Origin of the sequence: Pseudomonas sp. ICMP 10191, from assembly GCF_001467335.1 — a bacterium.
GTDB classification, from domain to species: domain Bacteria; phylum Pseudomonadota; class Gammaproteobacteria; order Pseudomonadales; family Pseudomonadaceae; genus Aquipseudomonas; species Aquipseudomonas cerasi.
Genome location: NZ_LKGW01000179.1, coordinates 70,223 through 85,025, shown reverse-complemented (window position 1 = coordinate 85,025; position 14,803 = coordinate 70,223). Strand labels below are relative to the sequence as shown.

The window sequence follows — 14,803 nt, the reverse complement described above, 5'->3', positions numbered from 1 at the left end:
GCCAAGGTAAAAAACAAACGAATCATGGACCGCACCTTCAGAGAACCGCCTTCGGGTAGGAGCCCAACACCTTCAAGGCCACGGCTTCGCTGCTGATTTGCTCCAGCACGGCCTTGACCAGCGGATCCTTGTGATGGCCGACGAAGTCGATGAAGAACACGTAGGTCCACTTGCCACTGCGCGAAGGACGGGTCTCGATACGCGTCAGGTCCAGGCCATTCTCGTGGAACGGCACCAGCAACTCGTGCAGCGCGCCCGGCTTGTTGCTCATCGACACAATGATCGAGGTCTTGTCATCGCCGGTCGGCGGGACTTCCTGATTGCCGATAATGAGAAAGCGTGTGGAGTTGTCCGGACGATCTTCGATCTTTTCCGCCAGACGGGTCAGGCCATACAGACCTGCCGCCATATCGCCAGCGATGGCCGCCGAGTTCCACTCGCCCTTGACCCGCTTGGCGGCTTCGGCGTTGCTGGCAACGGCGACACGCTCGACATTCGGGTAATGGGCATCCAGCCATTTACGGCACTGGGCCAGTGACTGGGCATGGGAATAAATGCGCGTGATGCTTTCCGTCTTGGTGCTTTCGCCCACCAGCAGATGGTGATGAATGCGCAGTTCGACTTCGCCGCAGATCACCATGTCGTGTTCGAGGAAGCTGTCGAGGGTGTGATTGACCGCGCCTTCGGTGGAGTTTTCCACCGGAACCACACCGAAATTCACGGCACCAGCGACCACTTCGCGGAACACTTCGTCAATTGCAGCCATCGGCAGACTGATGACGGCGTGACCGAAATGCTTCATCGCCGCGGCCTGGGTGAACGTCCCCTCAGGCCCGAGATAGGCGACTTTGAGCGGCTGCTCCAATGCGAGGCAGGAAGACATGATTTCGCGGAACAGACGCGCCATCTCTTCGTTGCTCAACGGACCACGATTGCGGTCCATGACTCGCCTGAGCACCGCAGCTTCGCGCTCCGGACGGTAGAACACAGGCACTTCGCCTTCCGCCAGCGAGGACATCTTGACCCTGGCCACTTCCTGGGCACAGCGGGCACGCTCGCTGATCAGTTCCAGAACCTTTTCATCGAGGCTGTCGATACGGACGCGAAGCGCCTTGAGTTCTTGCTCGGACATCAGCCGTGCTCCTTCTCGAAGTCTTTCATGTAGGCCACCAGCGCGTTGATGGCGTTGATATCGATCGCGTTGTAGATGGATGCACGCATGCCGCCTACCGAGCGATGGCCCTTGAGGTTGAGCAGGCCGTTTGCATCGGCACCGGCCAGGAACGGCTTGTCGAGACGATCGTCAGCCAGACGGAACGGTACGTTCATCCACGAACGATCAGGCTTGTTGATCGGGTTGCTGTACAGCTCGCTGGCGTCGATGAAGTCATACAGCGCGCGCTGTTTGATTTCGTTGCGCTTGCCGATCGCTTCGACACCGCCCTGCTCTTTCAGCCATTCGAAGACCAGCCCGGACAGGTACCAGGCCAGGGTCGGCGGCGTGTTGTACATCGAGCCATTGTCGGCAGCGACCTTGTAGTCGAGCATGGTCGGGCACAGCGAGCGCGCGCGGCCCAGCAGGTCTTCGCGAATGATCACCACCACGATGCCGCTGGGGCCGATGTTCTTCTGGGCGCCAGCGTAGATCATGCCGAAACGCGAGATGTCCACTGGACGCGAGAGGATGTCCGAAGACATGTCGGCAACCAGCGGAACGTCGCCGGTGTCCGGAATCCAGTTGAATTCCAGACCGCCAATGGTTTCGTTCGGCGCGTAGTGGACGTAAGCCGCGTCCTTGGACAGCTTCCACTCGTTCTGGCCGGGAATGGCAAAGTAATCGTAGGCCTTGGCGCTGGCCGCGACGTTGATTGCGCCGTAGCGTGACGCCTCGTCGATAGCCTTCTGCGACCAGATGCCGGTGTCGATGTAATCGGCCTTGCCGTCTTCAGGCAGCAGGTTCAGCGCAATCTGGGCGAACTGCTGGCTGGCACCGCCTTGCAGGAACAACACCTTGTAATTCGAAGGAATGGACAGCAGGTCACGCAGATCCTGCTCGGCCTTGGTGGCAATGGAGACGAACTCATCACTGCGGTGGCTCATTTCCATGACGGAAAGGCCTTTGCCGTGCCAGTCGAGGAGTTCCGCCTGGGCACGCAGCAGAACAGCTTCAGGAAGCGCAGCAGGACCTGCGCAGAAGTTAAAGGCTCGCTTGCTCATATCCACTCTCGTCAAATACGTTGGGTCTGTACGCGCTTGTTTCTGGTTGCTTGCCAACGAGCAGACAGACGCCGCAGCGACTGGCAGCTCCTTGCGGGAATCTTGCTCCGGCCGCAGGGCTGGCCGAATACCGCAAGGGCTGGACTTGCCTGGAATGCAGATGCATGCACAGACGAGCCAGCCCTTACCTGATTTACGTTACCGCTTAGTTCTGTGGTTCGTCTTCGTCTGACGCAGCATCTGCCTGCAGGTCTTCACCGGCATCGTCCACTTCAGCTTCAGCGCCATCGACGATCACGCCATCGATAACTTCTTCGCCTTCAAGCTCTTCGCCTTCGACTTCCGACGGCTCCTGAACACGCTCCAGACCGACCAGCTTCTCGTCGCTGGCCAGCTTGATCAGGGTAACGCCCTGGGTGTTACGACCCAGACTGGAGACTTCGCCGACGCGGGTACGAACCAGTGTGCCCTGGTCGGAAATCAGCATGATTTCTTCGCCGTCGAGCACTTGAACCGCACCGACCAGACGGCCGTTACGCTCGTTGCTGACCATGGCGATGACGCCCTGACCACCACGCTTGTACTCGGGGAACTCGGAGATGGCCGTACGCTTGCCGTAGCCGCGCTCGGAAGCGGTCAGAATCTGGCTGCCCTCTTCCGGGATCAGCATCGAAATCAGCTTTTGCCCTTCTGGCAGACGCATGCCACGAACACCGCGAGCGGTACGGCCCATGGCGCGCACGTCGGATTCCTTGAAGCGGGTCACCTTGCCACCGTCGGAGAACAGCATGATTTCCTGCTCGCCATCGGTAATGGCCGCAGAGATCAGGATGTCGCCCTCGTCCAGCTCAAGGGCGATGAGGCCCGAGCTGCGCTGACGGCTGAATGCAACCAGTGGGGTCTTCTTGACAGTACCGTTGGCGGTGGACATGAAGATGAACGGAGCCTTCTTCTTGTCGGCAGCCTTGATACGGGCCTTGCGCTCCTCTTCGGTCTCGCTGCTGTTTTCCGCGTCGTCCAGCTCGCCTTCCAGGGCCTCGCCTTCTTCATCGGCACGCTTGCGCATGGCTTCGAGATCGACCGGCAGCATGGTGGTGATGTATTCGCCGTCGCTCAACGGCAACAGGTTGACCAGCGGACGACCACGGGCAGCGCGCGACGCTTCCGGAATCTCGTAGGTCTTGAGCCAGTAAACTTTACCCTTGCTGGAGAACATCAGCAGCGTGGTGTGGCTGTTGGCGACCAGCAGGTGAGCGATGTAGTCCTCATCCTTGATGCCGGTGGCCGACTTGCCCTTGCCGCCACGACGCTGAGCCTGATAGACCGCCAGTGGCTGAGTCTTGGCATAACCGCCGTGGGAAATGGTGACCACACGCTCTTCTTCGGTGATCAGGTCACCCAGCGTCAGGTCCAGACGCGCATCGAGAATTTCGGTGCGACGGGCATCGCCGTATTCGGAGCGGATCAGTTCCAGCTCTTCGCGGATCACTTCCATCAGGCGCGTCGCGCTGTTGAGGATGCGGATCAGCTCGCCGATCTGATTGAGGATTTCCTGGTACTCGCCCAGCAGCTTCTCGTGTTCCAGACCGGTCAGGCGGTGCAGACGCAGTTCCAGAATGGCCTGAGCCTGTTCCGGCGACAGGAAGTACTTGCCTTCACGCAGACCGTATTGCGGATCGAGGTTCTCGGGGCGGCACGAATCGGCACCGGCACGCTCGACCATCTCGACCACTGCGCTCGACTCCCAAGGCGTCTTGATCAGCGCTTCCTTGGCTTCGGCAGGTGTCGGTGATGCCTTGATGAGGGCGATGACCGGGTCGATGTTGGACAGCGCAACCGCCTGACCTTCAAGGATGTGGCCACGTTCGCGCGCCTTGCGCAGTTCGAACACGGTACGACGGGTCACCACTTCGCGGCGGTGACGAACAAAGGCTTCCAGCAGGTCCTTGAGGTTCAGGATGCGCGGGCGACCGTCGATCAGGGCAACGATGTTGATGCCGAAAACGCTTTGCAGCTGGGTCTGGGCATACAGGTTGTTGAGGATAACCTCAGGCACTTCGCCACGACGCAGCTCGATGACCACGCGCATACCGTCCTTGTCGGACTCGTCGCGCAGTTCGGTGATGCCTTCGAGTTTCTTTTCCTTGACCAGCTCGGCGATCTTCTCGATCAGACGCGCCTTGTTCAGCTGGTAAGGCAGCTCGGTGATGACGATCTGCTGGCGACCGCCAACCTTGTCGATGTCTTCGACGATGGAGCGGGCACGCATGTAAATGCGTCCGCGGCCTGTGCGATAGGCCTCGATGATGCCAGCGCGACCGTTGATGATCGCCGCCGTCGGGAAATCCGGGCCGGGGATGTATTGCATCAACTCGTCGACCGTCAACTCGGGGTTGTCGATCAGCGCCAGGCAGCCGTCGATGACTTCACCGAGGTTGTGCGGCGGAATGTTGGTCGCCATGCCCACGGCGATACCGCTGGAACCGTTGACCAGCAGGTTGGGAATACGGGTCGGCATGACCGCCGGGATCATCTCGGTGCCGTCGTAGTTCGGCACCCAGTCCACGGTTTCCTTGTGCAGGTCGGCCAGCAGCTCGTGCGCCAGCTTGGTCATGCGCACTTCGGTGTATCGCATGGCGGCGGCGTTGTCGCCGTCGACCGAACCGAAGTTGCCCTGACCGTCTACCAGCAGGTAGCGCAGCGAGAATGGCTGAGCCATACGAACGATGGTGTCGTACACCGCCGTGTCGCCGTGCGGGTGATACTTACCGATCACGTCACCAACCACACGGGCGGATTTCTTGTACGGCTTGTTCCAGTCGTTACCCAGCTCGCTCATTGCGAACAACACGCGCCGGTGCACGGGCTTCAAGCCATCGCGTGCATCGGGCAGTGCGCGACCGACGATTACGCTCATTGCGTAGTCGAGGTAGGACTGCTTCAGCTCGTCTTCGATATTGACCGGGAGGATTTCTTTGGCCAGTTCGCCCATGAGAAGCCTGATTCCTTTTTCTGGTGAAACCTCGCAAACCTATTCGGGGTATACGAAGCTCGCCGCTGCCAGCATGTGCAGGGCAGCGACTTACGACAAATCAACGAGTTATGCCATGAATCTACGCAGCATGGGCGACCACAATCAGTGTCCCCGATAACCGCCGGATATTACCACAATCGCCGAGGCGCTCACATCCTTTGCAGGCGCTGAAAGCGAGCCGCACACGCATAACACGCCTGAGAAAGGCTTACAGGCCCGTCCAGCCGCATTGCACAGCGGCGACGGGTCGGGCCTGTCGGCCTCAGTGAAGGTGTTTACGACTCATCAATTGAGCCATGCGCGCGGTATCGGGACGTTCGACAATCCCCTTTTCGGTCACGATGGCGTCGATCAGGTCTGCCGGCGTCACATCGAATACCGGATTGAAAGCCTCGACCTCGGCGCCGACCCGCTGGCCGCCCACTTCGAGCAATTCGCGGCCGTCGCGCTCTTCAATGATGATGTCGTCGCCACTGGCCATTTCCATGTCGATGGTCGAACTCGGCGCGACCACCATGAAGCGCACCCCGTGATGCATGGCGGCAACGGCGAGCTGATAGGTGCCTATCTTGTTCGCCACGTCGCCGTTGGCCGTGATGCGGTCGGCGCCGACGATGACCCAGGTGATGCCCTTGGTGCGCATCAGGTGCGCGGCGGCGGAATCTGCGTTCAGCGTCACCGGGATGCCCTCGTTGGCCAGCTCCCATGCGGTAAGCCGCGAGCCCTGCAGCCAGGGCCGGGTTTCGTCGGCGTAGACCCGTTCGATCATGCCTTCCAGATGCGCCGCACGAATCACGCCCAGCGCCGTGCCGAAGCCGCCCGTGGCCAGCGCCCCGGTATTGCAGTGGGTGAGCACCGTCTGCAGATTGCCCTGGTGCTTGCGGATCAGGTCGGCGCCCAGCTGCGCCATGGTCAGATTGGCCTCGCGGTCGCTCAGGTGAATCGCCACGGCTTCGGCCTCGAGGGCCGCCAGCGGGTCATCGCCGTCCTTCACGCGCATCAGACGATCACGCATCCGGTTCAGCGCCCAGAACAGGTTCACTGCAGTCGGGCGCGAATCGGCCAGCAACTGCATGTCCTCTTCCAGCGCCGGATACCAGTCTCCACCTTGCGCAATACGCGCACGTGCGCCCAGCACCGCACCATAGGCGGCACTGATGCCGATAGCCGGCGCCCCGCGCACGACCATCGTGCGAATCGCTTCGGCGACTCCCTCGGCGGTGGTATAGCGGTGCCAGACTTCCTCGAACGGCAGTACCCGCTGGTCCAGCAGGTACAGAGCGTCGTCCCGCCAATCGATGGCCTTAACCTTCTCCGCAGCCAACAGTCGATCGCGCATCGCCAACTCCATCTTGAACATCCGAAACCCAGCATCAAAAGCCGCTGATTATAGCGAGCCGCCTGCGAAGACGCTCGGGTATACTTCGTCATCAACGTAATAAACGATGGAAACCTTCTCATGCCGAACGCTACAGCACCGCTCGACCTTTTGCTCCTGCCCGCCTGGCTGGTGCCGGTCGAGCCCGCAGGCGTCGTGCTCAAGGACCACGGCATCGGCATCCGCGATGGCTGTATCGTCTATATCGGTCCACGCGCCGAAGCGCTGCGGCAAAACGCCGTGCAGGTGCAGGAACTGCCCGGCATGCTGCTCAGCCCCGGCCTGATCAACGCCCACGGCCATGCGGCGATGACGCTGTTTCGCGGGCTGGCCGACGACCTGCCACTGATGACCTGGCTGCAGGACCACATCTGGCCCGCCGAAGGCAAGTGGGTCGATGAAGACTTCGTGCGTGACGGCACAGACCTGGCCATCGCCGAGCAGCTCAAGGGCGGCATCACCTGTTTCTCCGACATGTATTTCTACCCCAAGGTGGCCGCCGAACGTGTCCACGCCAGCGGCATGCGCGCGCAGATCACCGTCCCGGTGCTGGATTTTCCGATTCCAGGTGCCCACACCACGGCTGAAGCCCTGCACAACGGCATCGAACTGTTCAACGACCTCGCTCATCATCCACGCATCAAGATCGCCTTTGGCCCGCATGCGCCCTACACCGTGGGCGACGAAAACCTGGAGAAGGTCCGGGTGATCGCCGACGAGCTGGACGCCATGATCCAGATGCACGTCCACGAGACCGCATTTGAAGTCGAGCAGGCTGTCGAACAGCGCCAGGAACGCCCCCTCGCCCGCCTCAACCGGCTGGGTATGCTCGGGCCGCGCTTCCAGGCCGTGCACATGACGCAGATCAGCGACGACGATCTGGCGCTGCTGGTGGAAAGCAATACCAACGTCATTCATTGCCCCGAATCCAATCTCAAGCTGGCCAGCGGTTTCTGCCCGGTCGAACGATTGTGGCAGGCCGGTGTGAACGTTGCGGTAGGCACCGACGGTGCCGCCAGCAACAATGACCTGGACCTGCTCGGCGAAACCCGCACCGCCGCCTTGCTGGCCAAGGCTGTTGCCGGCTCGGCCACGGCGCTGGACGCACACCGCGCGCTGCGCATGGCGACGCTGAACGGCGCTCGCGCCCTGGGTATTCAGGCCGAGACCGGCTCGCTGGAGATCGGCAAGGCGGCGGACATGGTCGCGTTCGACCTGTCGGGTCTGGCCCAGCAACCGATCTACGACCCGGTATCGCAGCTTATATATGCCACTGGCCGCGATTGCGTGAGCCATGTCTGGGTGGCCGGCAAGCAATTGCTCGACGCTCGCCGGCTGACTCGCATGGATGAACCCGCACTGCGCGACACCGCGATTGCGTGGGGCCAGCGTATTTCCGGTAAAGCCGAATAATTCGATTCGGACCGAACACATGCCAGTCAGGCTTATCTATAAGCCTGACTGATGAAAAAGAATTTTGAGTTCAAGAGGGACACCCATGAGCAACGTCGACCGCGCAGAAATCGCTAAATTCGAGGCCCTGGCCCATCGCTGGTGGGACCGCGAAAGCGAATTCAAGCCGCTGCATGACATCAACCCGCTGCGCGTCAACTGGATCGACGAGCGTGTCGGCCTGGCAGGCAAGAAGGTGCTCGACGTCGGCTGCGGCGGCGGCATTCTCAGCGAGGCGATGGCCCTGCGCGGCGCAACGGTGACCGGCATCGACATGGGCGAAGCGCCGCTGGCCGTCGCACAACTGCATCAGCTCGAATCAGGTGTCAGCGTCGAGTATCGGCAGATCACCGCCGAGGACATGGCCGAAGAAATGCCCGAGCAGTACGATGTGGTGACCTGCCTGGAAATGCTCGAGCACGTGCCGGACCCCTCCTCGGTGATCCGCGCCTGCTACCGCATGGTCAAGCCAGGCGGCCAGGTGTTCTTCTCGACCATCAACCGCAACCCGAAAGCGTACCTGTTCGCCGTGGTCGGCGCCGAATACATCCTCAATCTGCTGCCACGCGGCACCCACGACTTCAAGAAATTCATCCGCCCTTCCGAGTTGGGCGCCTGGAGCCGTGACGCCGGTCTGCAAGTCAAGGACGTTATCGGCCTGACCTACAATCCGCTGACCAAGCATTACAAGCTGACCTCCGACGTCGGCGTCAACTACATGATCCAGACCCTGCGGGAGGCATGACAGATGCGCCTCAGAGCGGTTTTATTCGACATGGACGGCACCCTGCTCGACACCGCACCGGACTTCATCGCCATTGCCCAGGCAATGCTTGCCGACCGCAACCTGCCTGCGGTACCGGACAAACTGATCCGTGACGAAGTTTCCGGCGGTGCCAGAGCCATGGTGGCGGCCACCTTTGCAATGTCCCCTGAAGATCCACAATTCGAGGCATTGCGCCTGGAGTTTCTGGAGCGCTATCAGCGTGACTGCGCCGTTCACAGCAAACTGTTCGACGGCATGGACGAACTGCTGACCGACATCGAGAAGGCGGGTCTGATCTGGGGCGTGGTCACCAACAAGCCGGTGCGATTCGCCCAGCCCATCATGGAGCGGCTCGGCCTGGCGGAACGCTCGGCGCTGCTGATCTGCCCTGACCATGTCACGCACAGCAAGCCACACCCGGAGCCGATGATTCTGGCCTGCCGGATGCTTGACCTCGACCCGGCCAGCGTTCTGTTCGTAGGCGACGACCTGCGCGACATCGAGTCCGGACGCGACGCCGGCACAAAAACCGCCGCCGTGCGCTACGGCTATATTCACCCCGACGACAACCCCGATCATTGGGGTGCCGACGTGGTGGTCGATCATCCGCTGGAATTGCGCAAAGTGCTGGATAACGCTCTGTGCAGCTGCTGAACGAGGCTTTACATGTTTGATTACTCCGCGCACCCGGAACTCCTCGAGGGCCGGGTCATTCTGGTCACTGGCGCCGCTCGCGGCATCGGTGCCGCAGCCGCCAAAACCTACGCAGCGCATGGCGCCACTGTCCTGCTGCTGGGCAGGACCGAGGCCAGCCTGGCTCAGGTCCATGACGAGATAAAGGCAGCAGGTCACCTGCAGCCATTGGTCATACCCTTCGATCTGGAAAGCGCCGACCCAGCGCAGTATCACGACTTGGCGACCATGATCGAGCGCACAGTCGGCCATCTGGACGGGCTGTTGCACAACGCCTCGATCATCGGACCGCGCACGTCAGTGGAACACCTGCCAGGCGAAGACTTCATGCAGGTCATGCACGTCAACGTCAATGCTACCTTCATGCTCACCCAGGCACTGCTGCCCCTGCTGCAGCGTTCGACGGATGCATCGATAGCCTTCACCTCCAGCAGCGTGGGCCGCAAGGGACGCGCACAGTGGGGAGCTTACGGGGTGTCGAAGTTTGCCACCGAAGGCTTGATGCAAACCCTCGCTGACGAGCTGGAAGGCGTCAGTACGGTCCGCGCCAACAGCATCAACCCCGGCGCAACCCGCACCGGCATGCGCGCACAGGCCTACCCGGATGAAAATCCGCAGAATAATCCGACGCCAGAAGCTATCATGCCGGTGTATCTGTACCTGATGGGGCCGGACAGCAAAGGCATCAACGGACAGGCGTTGAATGCCCAGTGAAGGGAGAAAGCCGTTGTGACGGAAAACCGTCAAAAAGGCTGTTTCGAGCGGCTTTCCAAGTCAAGGAATTGCCGATCCGACGCCACTGTCAGAGAGATGGCGTCAGCTAAACCACTGATTTTAATAAGTCTGGCCAAAAATGAACCGAATGGCACCACGTCCCCTCTAACCCAGCCAAGCCAGCAATATGTGCTGAGGAGCGAAGAGATGAATTTTCCTACCCAGACCCATGCAATCGACTTCGATACGGCTGAACTGCAACGCCTCGGTTTTAGAAATCGACCTGACGCAGTACTTCCACCCCCGTCACTGCCCGAGCTGGTCTATCAGCTTGGGCGACAACTGCAGACCAGTCTGGAAGCCGAGCGGATACTGACCCTGTTTTTTCAGGGCGTACAACGCTTCCTGCCATTGAGCGGCTTGATGTATCGGCATATCGAGAGCGACTTGCATCTGCGTCTGGGCGAGATGTCATCCGACAGCGCCAGTTTTCATCTGCGTCATGAAGGCAAGTGCATCGGCGAACTGGAGTTTCAGGGCGCCAGGCCATTCGACACCCGACAACTGAGCGACCTTGAGTCGCTGCTGGTCTGCCTGGTGTACCCGCTGCTGAATGCGCTGCTGTACCGCATTGCCACACAGACTGCCCTGCGTGACCCACTGACCAGCACCGGCAACCGCATCGCCATGGATCAGGGCCTGGCCCGTGAAATCGAGATTTCACGTCGCCACAAACAGCCCCTGTCCTTGCTGATGCTGGATATCGACCACTTCAAGAAAGTGAATGATGAGTACGGTCATCACACCGGCGACGATGTGCTAAAGACTGTCGCGCAGAGCCTGAAGGCGCAACTGCGCAATATTGATCGGGTATTCCGCTATGGCGGTGAGGAGTTCGTAGTGATTCTGTCCAACACTGGCGCAGAGTCCGCTGAACTGATTGGTCAGCGGCTGTGCCAGGCCGTGCGAAACCTCGAGTTTCGCGAGCTCAGCCCGGCCTTGACCATGACCGTCAGCCTGGGTTGCTCGACACTGCTGCCGACTGAAACAGCGGACAGCCTGCTGCGCCGTGCCGATAATGCCCTGTACGTCGCCAAACGCGAAGGCCGCAATCGTATCGCCATGGCCAGCTAGCACTCTTCCTGCCTTCTCGCCCGCCCCTACGCCTCCAGCGCGGCAACACGTCCTCGCGGCTTGACCCTGTCCAGCTGCATGCAACGCTCAAGAAACAGGTACATGTAGTCGTAGCTTTTGGTAACGGCCTGACGCAGCTCGGCCTGCAATTGCACACTCGGCTTGTTACCCACCAACGTACAAATGATCTCGAGCGCCTCCCAAGGGTGCGCATCGTCATACTGTGCATGCATCTTGAGCCACTTCATGGCTTTCTTGCGGGTCTCTTCAGGAAACGCTTCGGCGTATACACCGCTGGAGCAGACCACGGCCGACCATTCGCCGGTCGCCCCTTCAATGGCATAGTTGGTAGCCGCCATCGCCACGGCCAGCGAATCCGACGAGCTGGTCTGCCAGCACCAATGGCTCAGCGCATGCAACTCGGGCGCTACCCGCTGATCATGCAAGTCCTCAAGCGTCACGCCATGGGCCGCACACCAGTTGACCCAGTAGTCGGCGTGATTGAGTTCGACGCGGATATTGCGCATCAGCCAGCGGCGCGCCATGTCTTCACCAGGGTGACGACCGAAGCGGGTCTTGGTGAGGTTCTTGGCCATGTACACCGCGAATTGCTCGACCACTGGCCAGCCGCCGATCAGGTAGTGGCGCATGATCTGCGGACTCAACTTCGCGTCACGCATCTGCTGGTACAACTCGTGCTCGACCACGCGTGCTTTTGCAGCGCTGCAATCCTTGATCAACTGCTGCGCCCAGGCCGGATAACTGCTGGCTTCCATGAGCGGACCGGTTCTATCGAAAGCGTCGATCACTGGGTATCTCCTTATGAGGGTTTCAACTGATTAACGTAGCGTTCCTGGCGCGCCGAACATCAGGGGGTCAGGCCGTACGGGCTGAATATAAAGACTCTCGCAAGTGAACAATTCAGGGCGGGAAATCAGATAGCCCTGTGCAAAATCCACGCCCATTTCCTGCAATGCAGATTCGATCTGCGGCGTTTCAACGTACTCTGCAATGGTGCGTTTGCCCATGACATGGCCGATGTTATTGATCACCTCGACCATCGCCTTGTTGATCGGGTTGTCGAGCATGTCCTTTACAAAACTGCCATCAATCTTCAGGAAATCCACCGGCAGGTGCTTGAGATAGGCAAAAGACGACATACCCGAGCAGAAATCATCAAGGGAAAACTGACACCCCAATCCCTTCAACTCGTTGATGAATCTGATCGCACTTTGCAGGTCGGCAATCGCACTGGTCTCGGTGATCTCGAAGCAGATCATCCCGGGCGACACGGCAAACGTGCTGAATTGCTGTTTCAAATATTCGAGGAACGTATCATCACCGATACTCGATCCAGACAAATTTATAGCACATAGTGCCTGCGGTACCTGATGCCGATCATCACTCTGGCACTGGGCTATGACTTTGAACACATTGTGTACCACCCAGCGATCCAGCGTGGTCATGAGTCCGTAGCGCTCGGCGGCCGGAATGAAATTGTCCGGTACGACCATTCGCCCAGACTCATCGCGCAGACGCAGGAGGATTTCAATGTGCCTCACCTCGCCCACTTCGCCCTTTATCGACGCGATTTCCTGCGCATAAAGACAAAAGCGATTCTCGTCCATTGCCATGTGCAGCCGCTGTATCCAGGCCATTTCGCCGAAACGCATTGACAGCGTGAGATCATCCACACTGTAGGCCTGAACCCGATTGCGCCCCCTTTCCTTGGCCATATAACAGGCCATGTCAGCGGCAGACAATGACCCCTCCAGAGAAGCAGGCGTGTCGCCGAGGTGCACCAGGCCAATACTGACGGTAGTCATGAATGGCCGACCTTTCCACATGAAATGCAGATGCTGCACCACCTCGCGCAACGCCTCGGCAATATCCAGCGCTGTTTCGGCGGGACAATCGACCAGCAAAACACCGAACTCGTCACCTCCCAGCCGGGCCAGCGTATCCCCGTCACGCAAGCCCTGCGGCAAGGCCCGGCACAGCTGACGCAGCAGTTCATCACCCGCCGCATGGCCACCGGTATCATTGACCAGCTTGAACTGATCCAGATCGAGAAACATCAGGCAGTGGCTGCGGCCCTGACCGCAGTCTTCGTCGAGCACTCGCTGCAAGCGGCGTTCGAATTCACTGCGGTTGACCAGGCCCGTCAGCGGATCATGGGCAGCCTGCCACGACAGATCGGCGATGTACTGCTGCTCCTGAGTCATGTCATGCAACACCAGCACCGCGCCACTGATCACGCCTTCGGTGTAGATCGGCGTGCCGACCAGCGCGACCGGCACCGTGCTGCCATCAAGCCGCTGGATCAGCTTGCTGTTGGCGCTGCCGCCCTTGAGCTTGCCGGTGATGATCTGCTCGACCAGCGTTGACTGGTCCTTCTGATCGTTTTCATCCAGCAGATTGAACAGCGCAGCCAGCGGAAGCCCGCTGGCCTGAGTGCTTTTCCAGTGGGTGAGGCCCTCGGCGGCAGGGTTCATGTAGACGATGGCGCCGGCCACATCGATAGTGATCACGCCGTCGCCGATGGACTCCAGCGTGATCTGCGCGCGCTCCTTTTCGAGTTGCAGGGCATCGGCAAACACACGTCGCTGGACGATCAGACGACGCACACGCAGCAGCGCCAGAAGAATCAATACCACAGCGGTGACCAGGTTGACCGCTATCAACAGGTTGAGGATCAGCCTGGAGCCTTCGCCCAGCGCATCACTGAACGCTCGCGCAGCAGGCGTTACGCCTTCATTGATGACATTGATCTGCTCGCGCCACTGATCGACTTCGGCGGCGCTCACAGCGCCCTGCCCGACCCGCTCATGGATGCGCCGGGCCAGTTCGTCGAGCTGCATGAGGTAGCCGTCACCCACTTCCCAGAAATGAATGACCTGCTTCATGAAACTGAAGTTGTGGAAATTCAGGTACATCCAGATGATGCCGTTTACGTCATCCGGGTGATTGCCGCCCTGAATGATTCCACTTCTGGCCTCGGCCAGGGACGGATTGGGCTGATCGAGAGCCTTGCGCAGCGCATGGCCGCCCTGGGGGACGGAGAAGGCTTTTTGATACTTGAGGTAGTCACGCTCATCATGCCGGTTGGCATACAGGCTCAAGTAGTGGATGGCGTCCTTCTGCCCCTTGGACCAGAGACTCTCCCCCGCCACATAGCTGCGCACGGCAGACATGGTGTAGAGACTGACGCATCCCAGCAACGCCTGAAACAGCGCGACGGCAATGAAAGGCCATACGATGCCCAACAGACGGGGCTTGGAGAAGATCCATGGTTGCTTCATGGGTTTCACGTCACCACATGCCTGAATAAACGTCTAGCGCAGAGACTAGGCTAAATTCGCCCATGATGGCAGGTGATTCTCCCGCAATCGAGCCAACCTGTGCGCTGATAGAG

The 14,803-nt window shown here is 60.0% G+C and carries 11 protein-coding genes; 5 read left to right on the top strand and 6 right to left on the bottom strand.

Annotated features, from left to right (window positions below; translation table 11 throughout):
- Nucleotides 1-37: 37 nt before the first annotated feature.
- The 4 genes from pheA to mtnA all read right to left on the bottom strand — a co-directional run bounded on the left by pheA (nt 38) and on the right by mtnA (nt 6,590).
- Nucleotides 38-1,132: a prephenate dehydratase gene (gene pheA / locus AO388_RS25875; RefSeq protein WP_003369723.1), complete on the bottom strand. Its 1,095-nt coding sequence runs from the start codon at nt 1,130-1,132 to the stop codon at nt 38-40.
- Entirely contained in the window at nt 1,132-2,217 is a 1,086-nt protein-coding gene (gene serC, locus AO388_RS25870; RefSeq protein WP_058417420.1) for a 3-phosphoserine/phosphohydroxythreonine transaminase, read from the bottom strand. The genes pheA and serC overlap by 1 nt, the downstream gene beginning before the upstream one ends.
- A 205-nt stretch (nt 2,218-2,422) precedes the next feature.
- The gene (gene gyrA / locus AO388_RS25865; RefSeq protein ID WP_058417419.1) at nt 2,423-5,209 is read right to left on the bottom strand and encodes a DNA gyrase subunit A; all 2,787 of its coding nucleotides are present in this window, start codon (nt 5,207-5,209) and stop codon (nt 2,423-2,425) included.
- A 304-nt stretch (nt 5,210-5,513) separates the two neighbouring features.
- On the bottom strand, nt 5,514-6,590 hold the full coding sequence (mtnA, locus tag AO388_RS25860; protein ID WP_003434400.1) for an S-methyl-5-thioribose-1-phosphate isomerase: 1,077 nt from the start codon (nt 6,588-6,590) through the stop codon (nt 5,514-5,516).
- A gap of 120 nt (nt 6,591-6,710) precedes the next feature.
- On the opposite strand from mtnA, the gene AO388_RS25855 reads away from it, so the two are divergent.
- The 5 genes from AO388_RS25855 (at nt 6,711) to AO388_RS25835 (ending at nt 11,388) form a co-directional block, all read left to right on the top strand.
- On the top strand, nt 6,711-8,042 hold the full coding sequence (locus AO388_RS25855) for a TRZ/ATZ family hydrolase (RefSeq protein ID WP_003434399.1): 1,332 nt from the start codon (nt 6,711-6,713) through the stop codon (nt 8,040-8,042).
- An 85-nt stretch (nt 8,043-8,127) separates the two neighbouring features.
- Nucleotides 8,128-8,826, top strand: coding sequence for a bifunctional 2-polyprenyl-6-hydroxyphenol methylase/3-demethylubiquinol 3-O-methyltransferase UbiG (gene ubiG / locus AO388_RS25850; RefSeq protein ID WP_003369710.1), 699 nt, complete (start codon nt 8,128-8,130; stop codon nt 8,824-8,826).
- A gap of 3 nt (nt 8,827-8,829) precedes the next feature.
- Nucleotides 8,830-9,501, top strand: a complete 672-nt coding sequence (gene mupP / locus AO388_RS25845) for an N-acetylmuramic acid 6-phosphate phosphatase MupP (protein WP_011268565.1) — start codon at nt 8,830-8,832, stop codon at nt 9,499-9,501.
- 12 nt (nt 9,502-9,513) lie between these two features.
- Entirely contained in the window at nt 9,514-10,254 is a 741-nt protein-coding gene (locus AO388_RS25840) for a YciK family oxidoreductase (RefSeq protein ID WP_003434395.1), read from the top strand.
- 207 nt (nt 10,255-10,461) lie between these two features.
- A complete protein-coding gene (locus tag AO388_RS25835; RefSeq protein ID WP_003369702.1) occupies nt 10,462-11,388 on the top strand; it encodes a GGDEF domain-containing protein in 927 nt (308 codons plus the stop codon).
- Between the two features lie 26 nt (nt 11,389-11,414).
- Here AO388_RS25835 and AO388_RS25830 read toward each other — a convergent pair whose 3' ends face one another.
- A complete protein-coding gene (locus tag AO388_RS25830) occupies nt 11,415-12,197 on the bottom strand; it encodes a TenA family transcriptional regulator (RefSeq protein WP_003369700.1) in 783 nt (260 codons plus the stop codon).
- 30 nt (nt 12,198-12,227) lie between these two features.
- Complete coding sequence (locus AO388_RS25825; protein ID WP_003369698.1) at nt 12,228-14,690, bottom strand: EAL domain-containing protein; 2,463 nt, start codon at nt 14,688-14,690, stop codon at nt 12,228-12,230.
- Nucleotides 14,691-14,803 lie beyond the last annotated feature (113 nt).

Bases quoted from the DNA above. Each gene is read 5' to 3' on its own strand.
- pheA (WP_003369723.1), bottom strand. From the start codon at position 1,132: ATGTCCGAGCAAGAACTCAAGGCGCTTCGCGTCCGTATCGACAGCCTC.
- serC (WP_058417420.1), bottom strand. From the start codon at position 2,217: ATGAGCAAGCGAGCCTTTAACTTCTGCGCAGGTCCTGCTGCGCTTCCT.
- gyrA (WP_058417419.1), bottom strand. From the start codon at position 5,209: ATGGGCGAACTGGCCAAAGAAATCCTCCCGGTCAATATCGAAGACGAG.
- mtnA (WP_003434400.1), bottom strand. From the start codon at position 6,590: ATGCGCGATCGACTGTTGGCTGCGGAGAAGGTTAAGGCCATCGATTGG.
- AO388_RS25855 (WP_003434399.1), top strand. From the start codon at position 6,711: ATGCCGAACGCTACAGCACCGCTCGACCTTTTGCTCCTGCCCGCCTGG.
- ubiG (WP_003369710.1), top strand. From the start codon at position 8,128: ATGAGCAACGTCGACCGCGCAGAAATCGCTAAATTCGAGGCCCTGGCC.
- mupP (WP_011268565.1), top strand. From the start codon at position 8,830: ATGCGCCTCAGAGCGGTTTTATTCGACATGGACGGCACCCTGCTCGAC.
- AO388_RS25840 (WP_003434395.1), top strand. From the start codon at position 9,514: ATGTTTGATTACTCCGCGCACCCGGAACTCCTCGAGGGCCGGGTCATT.
- AO388_RS25835 (WP_003369702.1), top strand. From the start codon at position 10,462: ATGAATTTTCCTACCCAGACCCATGCAATCGACTTCGATACGGCTGAA.
- AO388_RS25825 (WP_003369698.1), bottom strand. From the start codon at position 14,690: ATGAAGCAACCATGGATCTTCTCCAAGCCCCGTCTGTTGGGCATCGTA.